Raw genomic sequence first — 23,353 nt, forward strand, 5'->3', positions numbered from 1 at the left:
CGGCTATAGCACTCCTTTCGTCGAAGGCACACCGCTCACGCGCGGATCCATGCTGGTCGCCTCATCCAGCGCCCGGCCAAGCGCCTTGAACACCGCTTCAATCATATGGTGCGTGTTCTGCCCGTAGTGCACGATCACATGCAGCGTAATCCGCGCCTCCAGCGCTAATTTCCACAAGAATTCCTGCACCAGTTGAACATCAAAGCTGCCAACCCGGTCTGACGGATACGCTGCGCGATACTCAAAATGCGGCCGATTACTGATATCAATCACCACTTGGGCCAACGCTTCATCCATCGGAATAAACACACTGGAGTAACGCTTAATCCCGCGCTTATCCCCCAGCGCCTCGCGCAGACATTGTCCGAGGCAAATCCCGATATCCTCCACTGTGTGGTGGTCGTCAATCTCAATATCGCCATGGGCATCCACAGACAGATTAAACTGTCCATGCTTGGTGAACAGATCCAGCATATGGTTCAAAAAGGGCACATCCGTTACGAGCTCTGCCTGACCTGTCCCGTCAATGCCCAGCGCCAGCTTAATATCCGTCTCGTTCGTCTTGCGGCTGATCTCGGCACGGCGCTCACGCACCACGTCCCCAGCCCCTGTAATTTCTGACATCATTCTGCTTCCCCCGCCTTTCCCTCTTTGCGCAGCCGGATCTCAATCGCCCGGGCATGGCCTTCCAGCCCTTCCCGACGTGCCAGCTCCATAATTGTCACTCCATTGCTCAGCAATGCTTCCTTGCTATAGTAAATCAGACTCGATTTTTTGATAAAATCGTCCACATCCACCGGCGACGAGAACCTTGCCGTGCCGTTCGTAGGGATAATATGGTTCGGTCCGGCAAAATAATCCCCCACAGGCTCCGAGCTGTAAGGCCCGAGGAAAATCGCCCCGGCATTCTCGATGAGGCCGAGATACGCCATCGGCTCCTCCACGATCAGCTCGAAATGCTCCGGTGCCAGCCGGTTGATCACGTCGATGCCTTCCACGACGGAATCAACCAGAATAATGGCGCCGTAATCCTGCACCGAGGCCTCGGCAATCCCGCGGCGCGGCAGCTCGCCCAGCTGCCGCTGCACCTCTGCCCGGCAGGCCTCGGCGAAGGCAGGCGACGGCGTCACCAGGATCGCCGACGCCATCTCATCGTGCTCCGCCTGGGACAGCAGATCGGCGGCCACGTAGGCCGGATCTGCACTGTCGTCCGCGAGCACGGCAATCTCGCTGGGGCCGGCGATACTGTCGATATCGACGACCCCGTACACCTCGCGCTTGGCCAACGCGACGTAGATGTTCCCCGGTCCGCAGATCTTATCGACCGGGGCCAAGCTCTCCGTGCCATAAGCTAGCGCCGCTATGGCCTGAGCCCCGCCGACCCGGTAAATTTCGCTGACGCCGGCCTCAGCCGCCGCCACCAGAATATACGGGTCGATGCCTGCCTTGCCGCCCGTCGCCGGCGGCGTCACCATCACGATCTCCGGCACCCCGGCCACCTGCGCCGGAATGACGTTCATCAGCACCGATGACGGATAAGCTGCCTTGCCGCCGGGGACATACACACCGACCCGTTTCAGCGGACGGATGATCTGTCCAAGCAAGCTCCCGTCAGGCTGCAAATCCATCCAGGAGTTGCGCCTTTGCCGGGAATGGAATGACCGTATATTGGCCGCCGCCGCCGCGATAGCCTCTACAAAGGAAGGCTCTACCTGCTGGTAAGCTGCCGCCAGCTCTTCCTCCGTCACCCGCAATTGTCCTGCCGTAAGACGTACCCGATCGAACTGCTCTGTATAGTTCAGCAGGGCTGCATCCCCTTGCTGTTTCACTTGCGCTACGATTTCCCTAACGGCCTCATTCTGCTCGGGAGAGCCGTATTCAACTTCCCGCCGCAGATCGAAATCCTCCGCCTTGACGATCTTCATCGTCATCATCCCCCTCATGCCCGCCGTTTAGATCCCTGTCTTTACCGGAATGACCTTGCTGAGCGCATCACATACGCTCTGAATTTCGGCATTCTTCATCCGATAGCTGACCCGGTTTGCCACCAGGCGGCTCGTAATGTCCAGAATGGTCTCCCGTTCCATCAACCCGTTCTCCCTCAAGGTCTGGCCTGTCTCCACCAGATCGACGATCCGGTCGGCAAGCCCGATTAGCGGAGCCAGCTCGATGGAGCCGTTCAGCTTGATCACCTCGACCTGCTGGCCTTGCTCCCGAAAATACTGCGATGCCAGATTCGGATATTTGGTTGCTACCCGTTGATGAATGCCTGGCGTCCAATCCGGCAGGGCGATGACCGACATCCGGCAGCGGGCGATACCAAGATCCAGCAGCTCGTAGACGTCCCGGCTTTCCTCCAGCAATACGTCCTTGCCTACAATTCCGATATCGGCAACACCGTATTCCACATAGGTCGGCACATCCACCGGCTTGGCGAGAATGAACTCCATCCCGATCTCCGGCAATTCAATCACCAGCTTGCGCGATTCATCCACATCCGGTCTCACCGGAATGCCTGCCTCACGGAACAGTTGCGAAGCCTTTTTATAAATACGGCCCTTCGGCATCGCGACTTTAATGGTCTGTGTCAAGGCTGATCCGCTCCCTTCCGCTCTGCAAAAGTAAGGACCTCTCCATAAGGGGTACCGAGAGGACCAACCACAGCAGCCGATTTCCCGCTCTCGGATCCGACTTGCGCCTTCTCCCCATTCCGTACAGCAGTCTCACCGTCCATATGACGGAGAATGACGCTTTGTCCTTGACTCCGAAGACGTGCTGCCTCGGCGAAAGCCTCCTTGCGCCTGCTCTGATCATATTGCAGCAGCACGGGAAGCACTCGCTCCTGCTTGATCCCGTTCACACCGTCCAGAATCCGGTTCGTCTTGAGTGCGAATCCGGTCGCCGGAGCCGGCCGCCCGAACTGCTGCAGCAGATTGTCATATCGGCCCCCGCTGCAGACGGGGAAGCCAAGCTCAGCCGCATATCCTTCGAAGGTCATTCCTGTATAGTAAGAGAAGTCTCCGATCATCGTCAGATCGATCATGACATGCTCAGCAGCACCATAATCCTCCAGAGCATCCCACACTGCGCATAGATGCTCAGCGGCATGCTTGGCTTCAGGATTGCCGCTTAATTCTATCGCCTGCGAGCAAATTTCTTTGTCGCCGCGCAGGCGCAGAATGCCCTCCAGCTCTTCCTTTTGCAGCTCAGAGACTGTAAGTCCCGTAAGCATCTCGCGATACCCGACGAAGTCCCGCTGCAGCAGCACCTCCTTCAAGCCTGCCCGGGTGTCTTCCTGCCCTTCTCCCGGAATAGCCTCCTCAAGAAGTCCATTCAGGAAGCCGACATGGCCGAGTGCAATCTTGAAGGACTGAACTCCTGCCGCCTTCAGCGATTCGATCGCCAGCGCGACCACCTCTGCATCCGCCTCCGCCGAATCATCACCGACCAGCTCCACTCCCGTCTGGAAGAATTCCGCCTCTCTTCCTGCCTCTTCTTCCATGGCCCGAAATACATTGGCATGATAGGACAGCCGGAGCGGCAGCGGCTCTTCCTTCAATAAGGAAGCGACCACCCGAGCAATCGGAGCGGTCAGATCCGAGCGAAGCACCATCGTCGTCCCCCGGTTATTGAGCAGCTTGAATAGCTTCTGATCAGACGTCGAGCTGGCTACGCCGACCGTTTCGTAATACTCCATCGTCGGAGTCATAATCTGTCTGTATCCCCAGGCCCCCATGCAATCCAGCACACTACGCTCAATCGCCCGCAGCTTCTCTGCGGCGTGCGGCAAATAGTCGCGGACACCGGCCGGTTTTTCGAATCCCTTTGGTTTCGGCAAAGCTCTCACCTCTTTAATACATTAAAGTGCTACCATGCTACCAAAATAAAGAATATGCCATATCTTATCATACTCCAAATCAAATCGTCAACGAACGGTTTTTCATCCTTCCCATGCATTCAATAGCTTGCAGATGCCTGGTCCTCCACAGAAGTAAGCGGCTTGGTCTTCTGCATTGAGGCCGGAACATTCCCCAGAATAACGGAGGCATACGGCAATCTTTTGAAGCAGAATTGGGTGAATACCCAGGACAGGGCCAAGGCAAGGAATGCCCCGCCAAGAATGTACAAGAAGTAAGCCAGTCCAATCCCCTCTCCAATCAGGCGATACCGAAGGTGCCGATAGACCAGCAGAACAGCAGGATGGAACAAATAAATAGCAAACGACAGCTCCCCAAAGCGGGTAAGCCAGCGAAGCCACCTAGCGGATGCATGGCGATAGACCACAAAGGCGGCATGAAGCAATACAAGCGCAGAAAGCAGGAGGTGAATATTCCAGACCAGTTCAAAGGTATATGTACTTGCTATATAAATTCGCTGCCGCATCATGTAGTAGAGTTGTACATCGACCATCGACAGAATGAGCCATCCTCCCCACAGGGAAGCTGTTGCTATCTTTTGACGATTAGTAGACTCACTCCATCCTTTGCTAAGCCAATCCTTAATGTAATCAAAATAGACTGCGGCAGCCGCCCCAAGCAAATAGAATGAAAAATAGGAGGGTGCGAAGCTGCCCTTATTGACTAATTGCAAATCATACTTGTTCCAGATGAAGAACGCCCATTGAAGCCCGAGTCCGATCGGAATAATCCAGGCCACCGCTGCTTTGCTTCGGCCCATTTTCTGAATCAACCATAGCAGCAGCGGAAACAGAAGGTAAAACTGAATACTGATGAAGACAAAGTACAGGTGGGTATATGCCGACCCGGTCAGCAGTTGAATACCAAGCTTGCCGAGAATCTCCGTAACCGAAAGTTTGAACAGCTCCTTAGTGTACCAGGAGACCACAAAAAAGTAGCAACAGGAGACCAGTACATAAGGAAGAATGATGTATAAAAGCCGTTTTTTATAGAAGCGTCGGATTCGCTCTACCGTATAGGACTTACTGTAATAATTATAGAAGAGCACGAAGCTGCTAAGAAAGATAAAGGAGCTTGTCCCGACCCGGAAAAAGATGTTCATCCAGTTATAAAAATAATGGATCGGAGAGGATAGAGCCTGCTCAGCTGCTGCAAATGAAGAGGCATGCACCTGAATGACGCAAAAAATCGCAAACGCCCGGAATAAATCCAGTTGAGGAAGCCGTTCTTTCATTTTCGATACCACATCATCCACTCCCAGCCGGTAATTTCTAATAAGTTACCCAATCAAGCTGAAATCAAGCTGAATGAAGCCGAAAACCCAGATATAATTCATCATAACTGCAACTGGAAAATTTTAAAACCATTTGTGTCACTTGGAAGTCTTAACTATAGAGATCAAGATTACTGGCCGGTAATCCCATGCTACTGAATGACGAGGAAAGGAACCCTGAAATGGATGAAAATGAATGGGCTGCACATGCACGTCATGGTGATGAGCTAGCCTTCAATCAATTAGTATCTTTGCATAAAAGGAAGCTTTACGGTATTGCATACAGCTATCTGCGTAATGAGGCTGATGCTTTGGATGTGCTGCAGGATAGCGTATGCAAGGCCTGGTTGAAGAAAGCTACCCTCAGAGATCATGATGCCTTCCTGCCTTGGATTACCCGCATCCTGATAAACGGTTGTATCGATGATCTGAAGCGAAAGCAGAGGGTACTACCTAAATCCGAAGCTGGGTATGAAGGAACGCATGAGATGATGACCATTTACAGAATGGATCTTGAAATAGCTCTTACCCATCTTAAGCCCAAATACCGGCATGTACTGATTTTGAAGTACTATCATGACATGACATTGTCGGACATCGCCAAAATTATGGATCGGCCTGAGGGTACGGTTAAGACCTGGCTACACCAGGCGCTTAAGCAGGTAAAAAAACAAATCAATAAAGGGGGAGCCATACTATGGAGCATCTAGAGAACTTCCGGTTTCACGAAATTAAGCAGGAAATTGAAGCTGCGAGCGGAGAAGTGGCTGAGGATAGACTCAATCAGGCCATCGCGAAGGGACTTCATCGTGCCAAAAGAGCCCGTATCAAGAGACAAATCGGTTTTCAAGTCGGGATCATGGCCGGGCTTCTCACCCTGTCTGTATTTTTGCTAAGTTATTGGGGACAGGACATGGAAGGCTGGGGGAACTCCACTTCAACATCTGCTGTTCAAGGGAAAAATACAAGACCGTTCAGCATCTAACTTACAGCTTGTCCTTTGACACATCACCTCCCGGGCTAATTGTCTTTTCCGGAAAGATGTCGTCTGACCGTTCTTATGAAGATGACAGCCCATTTGAAATTTCTATCGAGTGGAATCCGGATATTTATAAAGATATGCAGCGCACGATTGCACTGAATCAAACGGGAGTTATTGAAGGGCATTCATTTACTCTGAATAATCTCGTATTGACCCCCATCGCCACAACGCTGTCTGTCCATACAGAACCACAAGCTAGTACAGGAATTGAGGGCTTTATCAATAGCAAGCTGATTTTGGATCGTAAACAGGAGGGGCAGTTTAGACAGGCTATCTATCCAAGAAACTCCGAGTACAGGTATATAGAAGCCGGTGATAACTTAAGCTTGTCGCGGCTAATCTTCGATAACATTTACTATCGTGACATCACGGAGATCACTTTCCAAGCATCAGGCATTACGCTAAATTCGCGTCAACCGTTTGAAATTATCATGGACACTGTGGAGAAGCAAATAAAGTCCGCTCCACCCAACTTTACGCTACTCAGCTTGAAAGAAAACAATGCTCAGGAGGTAGAACTTCAGCTTCGTTACAGTCCTTCTCAGCCCGATAATCCTGATCTTGAACACTTATCCTTTGATTTTAACCGCAGTTTCCTGGACCAGGAAGGGAACCAGCATCGCTTCCTTAGTGGAGACTATTTAAATAGGGTAGCCATTCTCAAATTCGATGCATTGTCTTATCCACAACTCTTGACCTTCACAGGTAAACAGATCACCAAGAAACAAATAAAGCATTCTGTTCAATGGGATTTCCCTTTTGTTGAATAGTAAGCACAGACTTCATAAAGAACAGTTTTTCGGAATGATGCTTGATACTTGACTCACCTTATCAGACTACTCTTTGGGTGCAACCGATTCTCTGATTAACCATCTGCCTCCCGCTGTCGGATATTTTAAACTCCTAACGGACATTCTAGACTCTTAGCGGACTTGTTCTCATGATTCGAAGGGTTAAACGGACATTTCGGGCGCTTAGGACGCTCAAGCGACTCTGGTTCACTCCATTCTACTCTCTTAGCAGCCAAAATGTCCGTTACAATTCTGGCTCATCCAAAGGCGGACCGTAAGAAGACATAATGTCCGTTGGACCAAGCGCACACTCCCTTCAGACCAAACACACAAAGAAACCGTCTCCTTTTGGTTTAGGGTTGGGTGGTACCTCCATTTTCCAAAGAGCGGTTTCTTTTTTTGACGAAATGGAAGAGGGTTCCCCTCAGTTCATCATATGATCACTTTTGGGAACCCTCCTGTCTTTTACCCCTCTATTCTATTCATCGAACGCCTTCAAAGCTGCGGGCAGGACCTCGATCACGGTATTGCCCACGGCAGGCAGTCCAATAAGCACGGTGCTGATAATTTCATCTCTTGTTACGCCTAGCTCCTTCGCATGCTTCACGTGGAATGGAATTCCCCCATGCATTCTCAAAGCGGACAGCACGGCAATATAAGCCAGTTCCTCTGTCTTGGGGTCAAGCTTGCTAGCTTGTCCAAGCCTCGCCACCGTGTCCATCCAAATTTGCTGCTGCTCGGGGGCTTCCCGGATAAACGTCTGGAACGCATTGCTGACATTTGCCATCTCACTCACGCGAACCCATCTCCTCAAATGGAATAACCTACCCTATCCATTTCCACACTCAGGGCTTAATTCCTTCCGGTGTCTTTCGCTGCAACTCCTGCAGCGGATTGCCGCCGACGAAGGTACCGGGAGCTACATCCTTATGTACTACGGAACCGGCAGCAACGACTGCGCCGTCTCCGATGGTGACTCCGGGCAGGATTGTGGTATTGGCACCGATCAGCACCTCGTCTCCAATGACGACCTCACCGAGCCGATATTCGCGAATCATGTATTCATGAGCGAGAATCGTGGTGTTGTAGCCGATCACCGAGTTACGCCCTACGGTAATTTTCTCCGGAAAGAAGACGTCGACCATCACCATCAGGCCGAATGCCGTATGCTCTCCGACCCGCATCCCAAGAATATGGCGATAAATCCAATTCTTTATGGAGAGAACCGGACAGTACCGACTAATCTGGATAAAGATAAAGTTCTTTACACCCTTCCATGGGCTGACCGTCCGATAAAGCTGCCATAATGCATTCGGCCCTTCAACGGGATAGCGGGTAACCTTTCTCACCGCAGCTTCGACTCCCATCCCAACAAACTGTATAAATCGGTCATATCCTGCAGGATCACATCCGGCTCATACTTCCTTAGCTCTTCCTCACCCTTCAGCGACCAAGCCACCCCGGCGGCCAGTACACCTGCAGCCTTGGCCGACTTGATATCCGCAGGGCTGTCCCCTACCATCACCGTACACGCCGGATCGGTCCCAAGTTGTTCTATCGCTGTTAGTACCGGCTCCGGGTGAGGCTTGGGATGCTCCACATCCTGTACCGTTACGATGACGTCCATATATTGCTTCAACTTGAACATCTCTAGTGCACGGAGTGTCGTCGGCCGGATTTTGGTAGTAACCACGCCGAGCCGGATACCTTCAGCATGCAAGGTCGAGATGACCTCATGAACGCGAGGGAACTCGGCAACCATACTGTCGTGATGGGCATAATTGAATTCCCGATAATCTGCGACTAGATCTTCAACCTCCTGCCGGCCCGAAAAGGTTTGCAGCTGATGCTCGAGCGTCATTCCCATATAAGGAATAATCTGTTCTCTGGCATAGGGCTGTCCGGGAAAATTCTTCCCCATCACATGGATGAAGCTGCTGATAATCAGCTCATTCGTATCGATAATCGTACCGTCCAGGTCAAACAATACCGTGTTAATCATGCAGCAAAATACTCCTTTACGCCTTCGGTCCGTGCTCCCCTTGATGATCCTCCGATGGATGGTTCTCAGCAACGGCACTTTCATTGACTACGGGCTGTTCAGCCTGCCCAGGATCTGCCGTGACGGGCAAGGCTTCCGCCTCCTGCAGCTTGGTTGAGACAATGGGATCCAAGTATCTTGGAAGATCAACCACTGTTTTTCTCCTGTATATAATAATACCAACCGCTACGATTACAATGACAATCGCCAGCATTTGAGAGATCCGGACATTGCCGTAGGACGGTGCCAAATAGCCCTGTTCAAATCCAAACCAGGTCATCGGTGCCCACATGCCATTGATTAGCGAAGCCAACCAATCGGCACCCTGGAAGCCCAGGCTATCCGTTCTAAGCGCTTCGATAAAGAACCGCCCGATGGAATACCAGATGAAGTAAGACATGAACAGCTCACCAGCTCGCAAAAACTTCTGTCTGCGAAGTACAAGCAATATGAGAATGCCAACTACATTCCACAGGGACTCATAGAGGAAAGTCGGATGATGAAAGACTCCCTGAACATTCATCTGATTCACAATAAAATCAGGCAGATGCAAATTGCCTCTCAGAAAGTTCTCCGTCGTCGGTCCGCCGTAGGCCTCCTGGTTCACAAAGTTCCCCCAGCGTCCGATGATTTGTCCAATCAGCAGGGATGGCGCGCAGATATCCGCAATGCGCCAGAAGTTATAGCCTTTCTTCCGCACATAGATCACCGCGGCAATAATCGCACCGATCAATGCGCCATAGATGGCGATCCCGCCATTCCAAATCTTGAAGATGTCAATCAGATTGTTCTTGTAGTCATCCCACATGAAGGCGACATAGTAAATCCGCGCCCCTACAATCGCAGAAGGGACACCGATCAGGAGCAGGTCCATAAAGAAATCCTGCGAGATGTTAAACCGTTTCCCTTCCCAGATCGCTAGCAGCAGGCCCATCAATGCGGCACTACCCAGGATCAGTCCATACCAATGAATATCCAGGCTGCCGATTGAAAAAGCGATGGGATTAATCAACAATGTGTTCATCCTTCACTCTCCTAATCCAAATCGTCAATATCTTCCGCAATCGTCTCCGTCAGCTTCGTTGTAAATTGAAGGGCTGCATTATACCCCATCCGCTTCAGGCGGAAGTTCATGGCTGCAACCTCAATAATAACCGCCAGGTTTCGGCCCGGACGAACCGGAATCGTCACCAAAGGAACATCGGTATCAATGATGCGTGTGGTCTCTTCGTCAAGACCGAGACGGTCATACTGCTTCTCTTGCTGCCAGGCTTCAAGTCTGACTACCAGGGTAATCCGTTTGTTATTGCGGATCGCGCCGGCACCGAAGAGCGTCATCACATTAATGATACCCACGCCGCGAATTTCTAGCAGGTGGCGGATCAGTTCCGGTGCAGAACCATGAAGCTGGTTGTCCGAGGTTTGACGAATCTCCACCGCATCATCCGCGATCAGGCGGTGTCCACGCTTAACCAACTCCAACGCGGTTTCACTCTTCCCGATCCCGCTGCTGCCGGTAATCAGCATTCCCACGCCATACACATCCACCAACACACCATGAATCGTGGCGGTAGGCGCCAGCTTCCGTTCCAGAAAGCTGGTGATACGGCTCGACAGAATCGTCGTTGCCATACTGCTGCGAAGTACAGGAATCTGCTTATTCGAGCTGATCTCGATGAGCTCCTGTGGTACTTCCCAGGATCTTGTGACGATAATGCATGGAGTCTCTTCACTGCTGCATAACCGCTCCATGCGATCCTTCCGTTCTTCGATCGGAAGCATTTCATAGAAAGCCAGCTCAGTCTTTCCTAGAATCTGGACGCGCTCTGGCGGGTGATATTCAAAATAACCGGCCATTTCAAGGCCCGGGCGATACAGATCATCCACGGTAATCGAACGCTTCAGTCCTTGCTCTCCGGACACGACTTCCAGCCCGAACTGATTGACAAGCTCAGATACTTTCACCTTTTTAGGCATGGTGTTCTTCCTTTCCGAGGCATTCCTACTCAAATTCAATACCATTAATGTACTCATCGTATCGGAATTTTCTCTGTAAATCAATCATTACCGGAATCCGAAGCCCGTTCGGCGTCACCGGAAGACTCTGCATTTCCCGCCTCACCTGCAGGGGTTGAATCCGATGATCCTGTCTCCGGGGATGTCCACGCCATTACCTTGTAGATTACTCCGTTCACTTGAATTACACTGCCCTCAGGCACTGCTTGATCGAGCACAACAGTAACCCGTCCTGCATACTGATCCGGACTTGTCTTGGTCACCTTCGGCAGGCCGGCATTGTTGTCCGCTCCACCAGAAACCGCGGTCCCTTCAGATTCGGATTTCCCAGCCTCAACCGCTTCGCCAGTGTCCTCTCCAGCAGTATCTGCTTTGTCTTGATCTGCAGCTTGGCCATCAGGTTGATCCGCAGCATCTGTATTGTCTTGATTTACTACTCCATCACCGGTTCCGTTTCCGTCCTCAACATGATCCGCAGCTCCATCTGTTGCCGGAGCATCTGAGGTACCGGAGGTATCCTGGGTATCCCCGGCGTCTGAACCCACTTGCTTCGGAAGCGCACATCCGCTTTCATAGTTCTGTATCGGCACCGCTTGCGGATCCAAGCCTGGCGCTGTAATCGTCAACTCGGTCGGTGTGAATTCCGCGCACTGGGTCAGATCATCAAACGGGAAAATCAAACGCGTCTGTTCTTTCTCACCCTCAGAAACGATCAGCCTCTGGGCATAGACGATCAGTTTTTCTTCAGTATTCCCTTCGTCCGCCACTACCGGAGGAGTCTCCGGAACCGGATCAGCCTTTCCGATTACGCCGGTCTGTTTCAGAACCAGCCAACTCGCCGCCACAACCAAAATCAGCAGCACCATCATCGTAGAACCCATCAAGACCGCCTTCCGATTCCCGGAAAAAAATCGGCTTACCGGCGAGGACAGCTCCAGTTTTGCCTTGTTGAGTACGGTGCCTAATGCAGGGCCGGCCTTGGTGAAATATTCGCGGCGGTTTTCCCGGCTCTTGAACGCATTTTTATCATGACGCTTGAAATAAGCCAGGATTGCCGCAGCATATGCAGGAACCAGACCGCGCGGACGAGTAAAAATCGGATCGCCCTGCGACCACAGCAAGAACTTGTAAATCATATCCTTATCCGCAGCATCTCTTCGCAAATAATCCAGCAATGCGCCGTACTCTACGAATCCGGCATCAGACTCCCGGAAGAAAGCAAGCGCAATTCGCGGAAATTCAGCCGTTTCGATCTCGCCCTGCAGCCATTTCCGGGCTGTTTGCTGAACCCGGTCCGTCTCCATCGGTCCGAGTCCGGCAAAGATTTCGGCTTCCGGCTTCGATTCGGTGAACAACCGGTAGAGCGCATGAAGCATGACGGCATGACTGCTGAGTCTGGAATCCCTCAGTTCTTTGGCCAGACGGCTTAAGTCATGTTGTCTCAGAAATTCGGCGCCTACCACCTGTTCCTTCGTAAGCCTGTCCAGATCTAACTCGCTAAGCAGCAAGCGAAGTACCGAGGAAGTTAGCAGCTCGGTCATACCGGAGTTTTGGAAGATCCGCTCACTCTCCGGGACTCCGGCATCCCACTTGCCTATCTCCTTCATCACGATATCCGTAGCTCGCAGAAGCTGGTTCGCACTACGAAGCTTGTCCATCAGCCGGGTCCGGCTCAATTCCTGGAAGGAATCATTTAGCAGCACGGACGGAAACTTCTTTCCCCAGGTCTGAATCAGATTCAAGAGAGATTTCAGATCGGTTGCCCGCTGAAATTTAGCACGAATATAAGGATCGAACAAAACCGTCATCAGCCGCTCACTATTCAATACGTTCCTGAAAAAGGCGGCCTCCAGCCCGGTATGTCCTTCAATCAGTGCATAGAAGGCATCCGCCTCCGCTTGCCGCTCCTGTGTCATAGCGTTGTACAGCGCAAGGATATAATAGGAGACAATCTTGTCCTCCTGTCCCGCTCCAGGCAAGCCGAAATAATCCCGGAAGCATTCAGCTACAGCGGCAGGCGGGATATGTCCCAGCTTGTTAAGATCAAATTCCCGGTCAAAACGGGAAAGGAAGAGATCATTCAGCCTCATCCGGGCATCCAGCCCGCCAGGCGGCTTCAAATATTCCAGCAAGCCCCTAAGAACCGTAACCTTGTTCTCTTCGTAGAGAGACTCTTCACCTTGCTCGATCCGATAATATACAGCCAACTCATGATAACTCGATAAGGCCGACTTCCGTTCGCCTTCCATGCCGGAAAGCATCCCATCCGCAAATTCAAAAAATTCCTGAAGCTGCTCCTTCTGCTCCAAATGGCTCCATACGAAGTCCAAATAAGGCTGACGGGACCAATCCGCATCAATCTGCCCAAATCGACCGGCCGCCAGATCAAAAATAAAGTCTTTCTCGATACTCCGGTCATGCGGGCGCAAGCTGCCCTTCTCCACAAATTGCACATGAATAAACTTTCGGCTCTGCGGCTCCTTCACATAGGACAGGAATCCAAGCCGTCTGCGATGTTCATAGGGTAGGCAGGAAAATATAATTTGCATTAATGAGAGGGAGGCTCTTGAGATAGCTTCAATGGGAACATCCAGCGAGATATAAACCTTCTTGCGTCCTTCGCCGGAAGCGGTCATGATTGCAAACAGCAATTGCTTGAATAGCTGTTCATCAAACCCCAGGCGCTCCAAAGCTTCCTTAGCGGAAGTATGAGATCCAAGCGCAGACTCCGATGTCCCTCTTGTCGGCACATCTTCCAGCTCTGCCAGCTCCATGCCGATCTCCGGATCATAGCTATCTGTAAATGAAGCTGCAAGCCAAGCCTTAAAATTCTCAGTAATTTCCCCGGAACGGCCCGAAGGAATAATGTAGTTATGAGTTAAAAAGGCACTTCTCAGCCCCGTGAAATCCACCGGCTGATAGATGCTCCGGCCGAGTACCGTCTCGCCGTTCTCCGAATGAAACAAATGGACGGACTCGGGATACAGCGCTCTATCCTTCTCACTACGGGATACAAGCTCTGCCGGCGCATCATACATACAAAAGGGGTGGAGCACTTTTTTAATAAACGCGACATCCAGCCCGGGCGATTTGGCTACCGTATCGAAGCCTTCCGTGGAACGAAAGACGCCCTTCCGTTCCCGGGTATACATCTGTTGCTGGATGCTTCCTGGAGAGTTCGGCTTCAATTCGCTTCTCTCCCCTCAATGTATTTCAGTTGATACAATAACCAGATAAAGGGCTCATCCACCCGGATCGGGCTGACAACGCCCTGAAGCTTCTGGTCGATGGGGTTGCTGCCAAGCGCGGAGACGGCAAAATACGCCGTGTTCTTGAAGTAAACATCCATCGTTCCCTTGAAGGGCCGATCCACCTTTTCAATGAAGCGCCGGATTTCACCGTCGATATTCTCAAATTCGGTAATATTGAACGTCTTCCGGTGCACCACATTGTTGAAGACGTTACTGTTCGACTTAATGTATTCTCCGTCCTCATCACTGAGCGCACGAAGCATATCGCTCTTCGTCAAGACGACGGCCGTAGGAATATCGGTCTTCCCCTTATCCTCGTAAGCGATGAAATCCCCGAACATGGTCAGAACGACATCGCGCGGCTCATCGTACTGGGATACCCATTCTCCCGGCTCGGTGCCAAGATTGATCCGGATTCGTTCCCGGATGGAACGGATTTGCAGCGGGTCGACCATGAATAAAATACCGGAGGAATTCTTAATATGCTGCCCCTGCAGACCAAGATAGTCCTGATCCACCATGCCCTCACCGGCTACATCGAAGAACACCAGTGTCAGCGGCGGTTTACTCTCGTCCTTGAAGACGAATTGGAAAATAAACGGCTCTTGCATCCTCTCCTTCTGGGTAGAAGCAAGCAGATCGCCCCGCTCAAATAAAGGCTCCTCATACATGCTGCGGAACTTTCGGCTAATCTCCGCATTTAGCGGCATACATGCCGCCTCGAAATGATCCGCGGTCGTATTTTGCAGCGTATGGATCAACGAGGTCATATAGACCGATTTCCCTACCTGGGAAGCTCCAATAATAGAAATGATATTGCTCGGCACTTTGCCTGCCGTGACCGGCAGCTCGTTGTGGCAATGCGGGCACAGTCTGCGCCGGGTCACAATGCCATAGCGGTCGTTCAGTCCGATCAGGACATGATCCGAGTAAATATGATGCTCTTCCGGCACCTGTCTCGGGTGGATAATCGCCTCCAGATCATAGACCGTATCCAATCCGAAGCGCTCCCGGTATTTATTCAGTTGCTCATCTTCACCCAGCGCGTAATCCTCATCGTCCTCCCGATGATGGGCTGCACGGAATACGACAGCCTCGGGTGAAAATTTGCTGAAGCAAAATGGACAGACAATATCGTAAAATAACGGACGCGGAGCATCCTGCGTTTTTTTCTTAAAAAGTTCAAAAAGGCCCATGGTCCATTCCTCCTTCAGGCTTGCAACTACTGTGCAATAAGCTCATAAAATTGCCCGTACTTGCGGCCATCCGTAAAGAACAGCCGGACATAATCGTTCTTGCCCACCTCAATGACAGGCAGGATGTTTTTTCCCGGGACAAAGTCGTGCAGGAAGTGGTACACCGTGCCATCCTCCTTATTCGCAGGATAGCCGCCCTGCTTCTTCACATAGCAGAGCACATCCTTCGCAACCGCCGCCTCGGCCATCACTTGGATCTGAATACTCTTGTACTTGCGGAACAAGTTGTTCTTCTGGGAGATCGTATAGAAAATGCGGGCCCGGCCGGCATTTACAGTCAACCGGTTCCTTCCATCCTGTTGAAGGACAAGCTCCAGTTCATCCTCCTCCATCAGACCGGCATAGACGGTGTACTGCACCTGTCCGATCTCTTCGAGACGATCCCGATAGCCGCCGGAGGCCTTGTATTCCTCGCGCGTATACAGCTTCAGGTCTTCTTCGTCAGGGATCCTGTCGGCGGCGCTATCAGAGACCGGACCCTTGTGAATGTATACAGCCTGAACCCCTTCGGGCCAGCGCCAGCGCAGGCATACCCGGTCCTCATCCAAGCTGTGGGTCATATCCCGGATGGCCGGGGTGGATGATGTAGCGTCAATAACCCGCATATTCCTCTCTCCTCCTTGGGTTCTAGAATCCCCGGTTCTGGTTCTCGCCCTGACGTCTGCCGACCGCATTTCCTGCGGATCTCACACCGCCGAATCTGCTGCGGCGTTCCGATATTCGGGGCTGGTTATCCTTGACTGGCACCACGAGCGTGAACAGGGCAATGACGGCGGCCAGGATCAGGCAAGCCAACAGGCGAATGATCCCATCCGGGAAGTCAGCTCCGGATAGTCCGAACTCCAGAAGCAGTCCGGCCAGGATGCCTCCTGTGGCACCGCCGATGCTGAAGCTCTTGGCAAGATGGCGGTTATCAAACAGGATCCCTAAGCCCAGTCCAAGCGCAGCACCGAGCAGGATCACGAACACAATGCGAAGAATCATATAATAGCTGCTATTCTGTGTAACCCCGGTCCGTTCGGTAACCAGCGTCCGCTCTCCGATGTTGTCATAGATTTTCTGGAAGGCAAAGGATAGTTGATCTGCCTCGCTCACATCCTGATATTGTCCGCCTGTAGCGGCTGCAATCTCTTTCAAGAGATCGGAGCCCTCCGGATTGTCCAAGCCGAGTCCAATCGTGTTGACCGCCACTCCGCTGCTTTGATATTCACGAAGCACACCGGAAGGGTCCACCTCGCTGAATCCGTCGGACAGCAGAATGACAAGCGTTCCGCGCCGGGAGGTGCTTCGTCCCTGAATCTGCTCCATCGCCTCGTTTAGAGCGAGATTAAAGTTCGTCCCGCCCTGCATCGGCTCCATCTCATCCAGTCGGGTGTATACCTCATTTTTAACTTCCTGATTCTTCAATCTTACAAAAGGCTGCAGCAGCTGCACTCTGTCATCGAAGACGACAATCGCCGCTTCCTTGTCCTGATTCATCTTTTCGATCAGCATTTTGGTTGCTTCATATCGGTCGCCATTCGGGTCATTGAGATCCATGCTGCCTGAATCGTCAATCACGAACACAATGTTCTTAACCTGCTTCGCCCCGTTCAGGTTCAATTCATAGACAAACTCCAGGAGCGTCCCCAGCGCAAAGAGCAGCACCAGCGTCGCAGGCACCAGCAGCTTCCATGAAGCACCGACATATCTCTGGCGCCAGGACGAGCCGTTCAGGCGAGGCTTGACCATCTCTGCGATCAGGCATGACAATCCGACACATAGTGCAAGAATGCCAAAGTATAGCCCTATCAGGACGATGCCCGGCATCTCTCCGGATAGCTGATACAGCAGCACTTCGCCGATCCCAAAGCCGATGGCCCCTCCGATCAGACTGAACAGCAGCAGGAGCAAATTGATTTTTCTCGTCATCTTGTTTGCTTCCTTTCCAAATGAAATAAGGAGCTGTTAACGAAGCTCAGGCAGTCTGGCCGGATCCAACCCATGGAGTTCATAACCATTCGCAACGTAGCTCTCGTAATACACCTTGCCGTTCCGGTAGTACATCAGATCCTCCAAATGGAATCCGCCCATCAGATTCAGCTTCACAACCCCGCTGCTCCGCTTCTCATGCACCCCGCCCAGCTTATAAATTCTTGAAGACTCATCCACGCTGAATACATAGCGGACAAATTCGCTCTCCATATCACCGAAGACGTACTTCTCCTCGTAGCGATGCTCCTGCGTATAATCATACAGGCGCAATTGAATAGCCGCTCGGTCCTCCAAGGTTCGATACAATTTCTTGAATAGGTCATCCTTCGACAGAACTTCCTTGTTGTTGTATTCAATCGTGACGTTCGAGCGCTGCAGCAGTTCCTCCTCGAAGGAGAGCTTAAAATAAGGGGAGGTCAGGATATGCTCCCGGCATACCTTTATCAGCTTCGATAAAAAGCCCTCGGTTCCTTGCTCCAGCAGTTCCCTTTGGTTCCCAAGCAGCCGATCCTCGAAAAAGGCTCCCGATCCCCGTTTTGCCTTCAACTCATCCGTGACACGCTTGGTCACCAGCTCGTAATACTCCATGATGTTCTGGCCGATGTAATCATCAGCCCAAGTTACGCTTTCCTGGGCAGATGCTCTCAACTGCTGCTCCAGCTTCTCGAACTGATGTATTTTCGCCTCGCAGCGTTTATGGAATGCTTCAATCTCCGCCTCGTATCTGGAGATCAGCTTCATCTTGATTTCCAGCATCAATAGATCGCGCTTTCGATAATAAATGCTTCGGAATAGCTCGGAGATGAAGCTTCGCACATTACGCTTATCCATGAACGGCACCTTCTTGAAAGAAAGCTGCTCCACTCTTCCCTCATAGGCCTGTTCCAGCTCGAAACGCGCCAGCTCCAGCTCACGCTGGGTCTCCCGATACAGATTCTGCACGTAAGGAAGCATTCCGCCCTCTTCTTTGCGTTCTCCGGTCCAATGATACAGCTGGAATAGGCCAATCATCGGCATTGCCGACGTGCGGCTACGCAGCTCGTTCTCCAGCTTAGCCGCTACATCCATCTGCTCTAGTCCGCGCCGCGCCGGGTCCTCATAATTACTCCGGAAGAAGGCTCGGCAGCCTTCCCCATACAGGGCCTGTTCGGCTTCGCGAAGCGACATTTGGCGAAGGGAGGCATAGCTTACCTCATGCGTCATGAGCGCATGCATCTCGGAAATCGCCTCGACATCGGGCACTAGCCGTGCAGCCTGCTCCTCGAAGCCTGCCGGATGCACGCCGAACATGCTCAGCTTCTCCTGCTCGCCGACCTCCGGTTCCGCCGCCATATCTGCCTTGACCTGACGGAGGAAGTGATACAGCACCACCAGTGCAATCGACTGGTTCGGCCTCTTCACCTTAGCCATCCCCGCCGAGACATATCCTTGACGGCCCGATTCCGTCATTACATTATTTTTGAACGAAGTGTTATTGTAGCTGCCGCTCCCGGGGCCAAAGACTTGCTCCTTGTATTTTCTGTTCTTAAGCAGACTGATATGGCTGATCATCTCATAGCTGCCCTGTAGCTCGTCTGCAGACAACAAGCCCCGCTCATTGCGATCGGATAACACATAGACCAGATCAAAGAGCGGCGAGGCCTGATGCGTCACCGGAATGGAGATCCCGTCCTCTGTAACGTGCAGGGGGGCCGAGAAGCTGTAGTCAGGCTGCTGCATATAATCAAGCTCGCGTAAAAAGGCTACGCCCGCTGAGCTGCCATAGCCGAAAGCCTCCACCTGTTCCCGCTCGCTAATCAGTGCATACAGGTCCATCTGGACAGACTTGAAAGACTGGCCCAGGATCGACTTCGCCAACAGGGAAAGCTCCTGTACAAACACATTAAGCGGGTCATCGACCCGCGTAATGACAGAGAGATGGATCCGGTCGAACGAAGCATATAACCGTCCGTACTCCGCAATATGGCTGCTGACCTGACGGAGCGTCCGGTTCAGCTCGAACCAGCCTTGCCCGCTGTCATACAGCTTCCGGTACAGCTCGGCGCGAGCCTTCTTGGGGTCGTTGCCGCCTCCCTCGGTTCCTGCAAGAACATGGTGCTTAACCGCAGGGGACTCCTCTGCTTGCACAGAGGCTCCTCCTGCGGTCGTCACCCACAAATACATGACACCGCGGCTGTTATCCCACTTGCGGTCATGAATTTCTTTCATCGCCCCGATGGCCTCGCCTGCCTTGTCTCCAATAAACAAGTACAGGGCAGGATAATGGATACTGCTCTGGTCATCGCCCTGTCCGGCCAGCCGCTCCTCGGCGCGGTCATAATCAGGTGCAAATTGCTCCAACTGCTGCTTCATGTCTTATTTCAACCTTTTCCGGATATCATTCAGTTGAGTTGCAATCTCTTTGTAGAATTGATACATATCCTGGCCGTTGGCCAGCTCGACCTTCTCATATTCCAGCGCATCCCGCGCTTCAAGGAAGTTCACGGTCAATTCATCCAGCTTGGACAGCAGCGGTGTGATATCCTCGGAGGAAGTCATTTCATTCGCACGGCGCGAGGATTTCCGCAAGAGTGCGCTCCGGCTCTTATCATCCAGTCCCCGGAAGTGAACAAACACCTCATACTCGGCATAATTGCGCGTCTTCATCAGATTCGCGAACGGCTCCCAGGCCTCTTCCTCGGCATCGCGGTCATAGACATACAGAGCACCCTTCTTCACGATGGTACTGGTGTACATCGCTTCAAGGAATTGCTCCAGCAGCTTCTCCTCATCCCGGAATTGTCCGAGCAGGCTCTCCAGCTTCGCAGCCATCTCCTGAATGGCCGTGTATTTCGCCAGTTCTACGCGTACGGCTTGAATCAGCTCCGGCGAACGGATCAGATTCTCCTGGGCCATCTCCTCGTTAATGCTGCCGAAAATATCCTTCGAAGCTACGAGCTCCAGTCCATCGGACAAGAGACGCTTCAGCTCGGTATAGGCTGCTTTCACCTCACCCAAGTTCGGCTTCGGCGCATCCAGACGCATGTCGTATTTCTGCAGCTGCTTATTCAGATCGAACGGCACAGTCTGCACTACGGCATAACGGCTGCTTGTATTCTGATCCATGCTCTTCTCGACAATCACCTTGAACTCGCGGGCGCTGGCAAATTCCCCACGTACCCGGGAGTTGTAGCTCTTCACCCGCGGATTCATATAGACATCGCCCCAGGATCTTTCCGGAATCGGAGAAGGCAGATACGTCCAGTTGTTCTTCTCGGTCTGAACCAGATGGCGTCCAATGCCTTCTTTCTCCAGAATCGTACGCTCGTAGCTCTCCTCGTACACCTTCAGCGGGGTGTAGACAAAGAGCGGGACTCCGTTCCGGGTGTTCAGCCAGAAGATCCGGTTCTTGACTTCACTTTCCTTAACGGTAAAATGCGATTTGCCTACCGCGTTATTCTGATAATTCCGAATTCCCTTTAGGATGCTTGGCGCCTGCACCGGCACCGATACAAAGCCCCAGGCCGGGAAATTCAGATTGCCCGTGCTGTTTGATAGATGGAAGACCGGTACGGCCTCTTCGTCCAGCTTGCTAGCAATCTGGCGCTCCACAAACTTCTCAATGGACTCATCCTGTCCGTATTTGATAATCAGGAATTCTTCCATCGACTTTGTAATCAAATCTCCGAACTTGTCACTGAGGAAGGAAGAAATCGAGTTGACGATATCAATTTCCTGCTCCTTGATCCATTGGCTGGAATGATTCAGCAGTTCAGAAGAGAAATCGCGAATCAGATCGTCGACATCCTTTTGATCCATCAGTTGGTTGACCAGCTTGGAGATGTCAGGGACGCTCACCAGGTTCCAGTAATAGGTTTTGTTCCCCTTATGGTCGGTTTGCTCCTCGCCATTGATGAGAATGTCCCCGTTCTTGGCAAAAATCGAGCTAAGTGCATTCAGCACCTCAGTAAACACGTTGTAGATCCGATTATTCTCCGAGTTAAGCAATTCATACAGGTCTTCATAGAACTCGATTAATTGCTCGGTCCGCTCCACATCGGCATGAAGCCAATATTCGTTGATCTTTGCTTCAATATAGAAATTCTTTTTCTTTTCCTTGGAGACGAAAGCGCTCTTCGCATCACCCAGCTTATCATTGGCTTGCTCCTGCGCAGCCTCAATATCGCGTGGAATGCGAAGCAGATTCTCCCGTAAAGCCTCAATGTAAGACAGGATCATCTTCAAGAGGCAGAAGCCCTTCTCGGTATAGACAAGCCGGGACACATAGAACGGCCCTTGCTCCGGATGGAGGAACAAACGGCGGACCTGGTCACGGAACTGCTCCATGATTTCTCCCGGAAGCTGCTTCTTCGCCTTGATATATTCCTCGCGTGCCCGGGCCAGGAAGTTCTGCTCCAGCTCGGTATCAATGTTAACGACCTGCGATTTCACCACATTGGCATGACTCAACCTCTCGCTGTTCTCAAAGCCAGGAAGCGGCTCCGGTACGCGGGATTCAAAGGTCTTGGCCATGCTGTCCAGGTCCAGCCCCAGCTTGCGTGCAAACTTCTCCACATCCTCCTGGCTCGGAGCCTTATGGAACATGCCCTCCATCTTGTCAAACAAGCGGTAGGCGAGATACGTTGTCATCTCTTCAATCGGCAGTACCGCAGAAGAAGCCCCGATAATGTTGTATTCATAGTTAGCCGGATACTGCTTATTCATCTGCGCAATATTCGTACGAATGTTGCTGATATAGTCATGAATAGCAAACTCTTCGCCGGACTGCTTTTCCTCGCTGGCCATGAAGTTCGTAATGTTCTCGGCGGTGACGTTCATACAGTAGTCGTAAGCATTCTCCAGCAGCTTGCCCTCTGTATTTGTCGCAGAGATCAAATGGCATAGATTAAACGGAGGTAATGGAGAGTTCACCGTCAAAATATTGCCGTACTGCTGCTTGAACCGTTCGCCGCGGCTATCGACGTTCATCCAGTAGTCGAGCTCCTTGAGCGCAGCATAACCGTTCTTCTTGATGTACTCCCGGGTATGCTCGCTTAAGCTCTTGTTCGAGAGATTGATATCCGGCGTAAACAAGTAACCCAGTGTGTTCACCCGGTCAATACCGGCTGAGCCATGGTCACGCTCAATAATTCCCCGCACAATATAGGCGATGTCCAGGAAGCAACCGCTGCCGGTTCCCCCCGACAAGCCGGTGAGCAGGAAGACCATCAGCTTTTTATTCGTGCCGACGGACAAGGTCTTGATCTTCTTATCGATCGCTTGGACAACTTGCGTAATCTTCGTGAACAAGAGCAGTCTGCCCGCTTGGCGGACACCGGCTGCGCCGTTCATGCCGTCCGTGATGCTCAGCTCAGGCGAGAGCCACTCCGTAATGTAAGGCTCCAGGATACTGCGGTTTTGCAGCAAGCCGCCGATCTCAGCATTCGACAGCAGAACAAATTCATTGATCGGGTCCAGTCCAATCCCTTTATACTTCTTCGTGCGGTCTTGTTCATTCGTCTCAAAGGCAAGGAACTCTACATTATCCGGCTTCTCGCGCTTCTTCTTGGACAGCGGATCCTCCGGCAGACGGAATCTGCGGTTAATCTGATATTTCAAACGAAGCAAAGCATCGATACCCGTCCCGCCAAGGCCGATAATCAGAATCGGGTTGTCGATCGTGTCGACCCGGATCTTGTCGCTGACAATACCGCCGCCTAAGGATACGTCCAATTGTTGAATATGCTCTCTTACTACGGGCTTCATTCTGTTTCCCCCTGAATTCAATATGCAATACGATGCAAGATTCGACG

General features: G+C 51.9%; 19 protein-coding genes. 3 read left to right on the forward strand and 16 right to left on the reverse strand.

The window, feature by feature from the left end; all coding sequences use genetic code 11:
- Positions 1-3: 3 nt before the first annotated feature.
- From hisB to KQJ23_RS02170, 5 genes are all read right to left on the reverse strand, one after another.
- The gene (hisB, locus tag KQJ23_RS02150) at positions 4-624 is read right to left on the reverse strand and encodes an imidazoleglycerol-phosphate dehydratase HisB (RefSeq protein ID WP_216477006.1); all 621 of its coding nucleotides are present in this window, start codon (positions 622-624) and stop codon (positions 4-6) included.
- Positions 624-1,925: a histidinol dehydrogenase gene (hisD, locus tag KQJ23_RS02155; protein WP_216477007.1), complete on the reverse strand. Its 1,302-nt coding sequence runs from the start codon at positions 1,923-1,925 to the stop codon at positions 624-626. The genes hisB and hisD overlap by 1 nt, the downstream gene beginning before the upstream one ends.
- Positions 1,926-1,952: 27 nt before the next feature.
- Entirely contained in the window at positions 1,953-2,591 is a 639-nt protein-coding gene (gene hisG, locus KQJ23_RS02160) for an ATP phosphoribosyltransferase (RefSeq protein ID WP_216477008.1), read from the reverse strand.
- The gene (locus KQJ23_RS02165; RefSeq protein WP_216477009.1) at positions 2,588-3,838 is read right to left on the reverse strand and encodes an ATP phosphoribosyltransferase regulatory subunit; all 1,251 of its coding nucleotides are present in this window, start codon (positions 3,836-3,838) and stop codon (positions 2,588-2,590) included. Before KQJ23_RS02165 ends, hisG begins: the two co-directional genes overlap by 4 nt.
- Before the next feature lie 119 nt (positions 3,839-3,957).
- A complete protein-coding gene (locus KQJ23_RS02170) occupies positions 3,958-5,163 on the reverse strand; it encodes an acyltransferase (RefSeq protein WP_346779327.1) in 1,206 nt (401 codons plus the stop codon).
- 209 nt (positions 5,164-5,372) lie between these two features.
- On the opposite strand from KQJ23_RS02170, the gene KQJ23_RS02175 reads away from it, so the two are divergent.
- The 3 genes from KQJ23_RS02175 to KQJ23_RS02185 are packed head-to-tail and all read left to right on the forward strand — an operon-like array spanning position 5,373 to position 7,002.
- On the forward strand, positions 5,373-5,900 hold the full coding sequence (locus KQJ23_RS02175; RefSeq protein WP_216477010.1) for a sigma-70 family RNA polymerase sigma factor: 528 nt from the start codon (positions 5,373-5,375) through the stop codon (positions 5,898-5,900).
- Positions 5,888-6,175 (forward strand): hypothetical protein, encoded by a 288-nt coding sequence (locus tag KQJ23_RS02180; protein WP_216477011.1) that lies wholly within the window; start codon positions 5,888-5,890, stop codon positions 6,173-6,175. The genes KQJ23_RS02175 and KQJ23_RS02180 overlap by 13 nt, the downstream gene beginning before the upstream one ends.
- An 8-nt stretch (positions 6,176-6,183) precedes the next feature.
- Positions 6,184-7,002, forward strand: a complete 819-nt coding sequence (locus KQJ23_RS02185; RefSeq protein ID WP_216477012.1) for a hypothetical protein — start codon at positions 6,184-6,186, stop codon at positions 7,000-7,002.
- A 499-nt stretch (positions 7,003-7,501) separates the two neighbouring features.
- Here KQJ23_RS02185 and KQJ23_RS02190 read toward each other — a convergent pair whose 3' ends face one another.
- From KQJ23_RS02190 to KQJ23_RS02240, 11 genes are all read right to left on the reverse strand, one after another.
- Entirely contained in the window at positions 7,502-7,810 is a 309-nt protein-coding gene (locus tag KQJ23_RS02190; RefSeq protein ID WP_216477069.1) for a carboxymuconolactone decarboxylase family protein, read from the reverse strand.
- Positions 7,811-7,868: 58 nt separating this feature from the next.
- Positions 7,869-8,372, reverse strand: coding sequence for an acyltransferase (locus tag KQJ23_RS02195; protein WP_216477013.1), 504 nt, complete (start codon positions 8,370-8,372; stop codon positions 7,869-7,871).
- Positions 8,369-9,025, reverse strand: a complete 657-nt coding sequence (ppaX, locus tag KQJ23_RS02200) for a pyrophosphatase PpaX (RefSeq protein ID WP_216477014.1) — start codon at positions 9,023-9,025, stop codon at positions 8,369-8,371. The genes KQJ23_RS02195 and ppaX overlap by 4 nt, the downstream gene beginning before the upstream one ends.
- A 16-nt stretch (positions 9,026-9,041) precedes the next feature.
- Positions 9,042-10,088: a prolipoprotein diacylglyceryl transferase gene (gene lgt / locus KQJ23_RS02205; RefSeq protein WP_216477015.1), complete on the reverse strand. Its 1,047-nt coding sequence runs from the start codon at positions 10,086-10,088 to the stop codon at positions 9,042-9,044.
- Between the two features lie 11 nt (positions 10,089-10,099).
- Positions 10,100-11,041: an HPr(Ser) kinase/phosphatase gene (hprK, locus tag KQJ23_RS02210; protein WP_044480773.1), complete on the reverse strand. Its 942-nt coding sequence runs from the start codon at positions 11,039-11,041 to the stop codon at positions 10,100-10,102.
- A gap of 80 nt (positions 11,042-11,121) precedes the next feature.
- Complete coding sequence (locus KQJ23_RS02215) at positions 11,122-14,268, reverse strand: GAP1-N2 domain-containing protein (protein WP_216477016.1); 3,147 nt, start codon at positions 14,266-14,268, stop codon at positions 11,122-11,124.
- Complete coding sequence (locus KQJ23_RS02220; protein ID WP_216477017.1) at positions 14,265-15,527, reverse strand: TRAFAC clade GTPase domain-containing protein; 1,263 nt, start codon at positions 15,525-15,527, stop codon at positions 14,265-14,267. Before KQJ23_RS02220 ends, KQJ23_RS02215 begins: the two co-directional genes overlap by 4 nt.
- A gap of 26 nt (positions 15,528-15,553) precedes the next feature.
- Complete coding sequence (locus KQJ23_RS02225; RefSeq protein WP_216477018.1) at positions 15,554-16,192, reverse strand: beta-mannanase; 639 nt, start codon at positions 16,190-16,192, stop codon at positions 15,554-15,556.
- A gap of 22 nt (positions 16,193-16,214) precedes the next feature.
- The gene (locus KQJ23_RS02230; protein WP_216477019.1) at positions 16,215-17,498 is read right to left on the reverse strand and encodes a vWA domain-containing protein; all 1,284 of its coding nucleotides are present in this window, start codon (positions 17,496-17,498) and stop codon (positions 16,215-16,217) included.
- A 36-nt stretch (positions 17,499-17,534) separates the two neighbouring features.
- The gene (locus KQJ23_RS02235) at positions 17,535-19,913 is read right to left on the reverse strand and encodes a transcription initiation factor TFIID (protein ID WP_216477020.1); all 2,379 of its coding nucleotides are present in this window, start codon (positions 19,911-19,913) and stop codon (positions 17,535-17,537) included.
- 3 nt (positions 19,914-19,916) lie between these two features.
- Positions 19,917-23,306 (reverse strand): tubulin-like doman-containing protein, encoded by a 3,390-nt coding sequence (locus KQJ23_RS02240; protein ID WP_216477021.1) that lies wholly within the window; start codon positions 23,304-23,306, stop codon positions 19,917-19,919.
- Between the last annotated feature and the right edge of the window lie 47 nt (positions 23,307-23,353).

The organism is Paenibacillus brevis, assembly GCF_018919145.1.
GTDB classification, from domain to species: domain Bacteria; phylum Bacillota; class Bacilli; order Paenibacillales; family Paenibacillaceae; genus Fontibacillus; species Fontibacillus brevis.

Excerpts from the sequence above, each read along its gene's own strand:
- hisB (WP_216477006.1), bottom strand. The coding sequence starts at position 624 with ATGTCAGAAATTACAGGGGCTGGGGACGTGGTGCGTGAGCGCCGTGCC.
- hisD (WP_216477007.1), bottom strand. The coding sequence starts at position 1,925 with ATGAAGATCGTCAAGGCGGAGGATTTCGATCTGCGGCGGGAAGTTGAA.
- KQJ23_RS02175 (WP_216477010.1), top strand. The coding sequence starts at position 5,373 with ATGGATGAAAATGAATGGGCTGCACATGCACGTCATGGTGATGAGCTA.
- KQJ23_RS02180 (WP_216477011.1), top strand. The coding sequence starts at position 5,888 with ATGGAGCATCTAGAGAACTTCCGGTTTCACGAAATTAAGCAGGAAATT.
- KQJ23_RS02190 (WP_216477069.1), bottom strand. The coding sequence starts at position 7,810 with ATGGCAAATGTCAGCAATGCGTTCCAGACGTTTATCCGGGAAGCCCCC.
- ppaX (WP_216477014.1), bottom strand. The coding sequence starts at position 9,025 with ATGATTAACACGGTATTGTTTGACCTGGACGGTACGATTATCGATACG.
- lgt (WP_216477015.1), bottom strand. The coding sequence starts at position 10,088 with ATGAACACATTGTTGATTAATCCCATCGCTTTTTCAATCGGCAGCCTG.
- hprK (WP_044480773.1), bottom strand. The coding sequence starts at position 11,041 with ATGCCTAAAAAGGTGAAAGTATCTGAGCTTGTCAATCAGTTCGGGCTG.
- KQJ23_RS02220 (WP_216477017.1), bottom strand. The coding sequence starts at position 15,527 with ATGGGCCTTTTTGAACTTTTTAAGAAAAAAACGCAGGATGCTCCGCGT.
- KQJ23_RS02225 (WP_216477018.1), bottom strand. The coding sequence starts at position 16,192 with ATGCGGGTTATTGACGCTACATCATCCACCCCGGCCATCCGGGATATG.
- KQJ23_RS02230 (WP_216477019.1), bottom strand. The coding sequence starts at position 17,498 with ATGACGAGAAAAATCAATTTGCTCCTGCTGCTGTTCAGTCTGATCGGA.
- KQJ23_RS02235 (WP_216477020.1), bottom strand. The coding sequence starts at position 19,913 with ATGAAGCAGCAGTTGGAGCAATTTGCACCTGATTATGACCGCGCCGAG.
- KQJ23_RS02240 (WP_216477021.1), bottom strand. The coding sequence starts at position 23,306 with ATGAAGCCCGTAGTAAGAGAGCATATTCAACAATTGGACGTATCCTTA.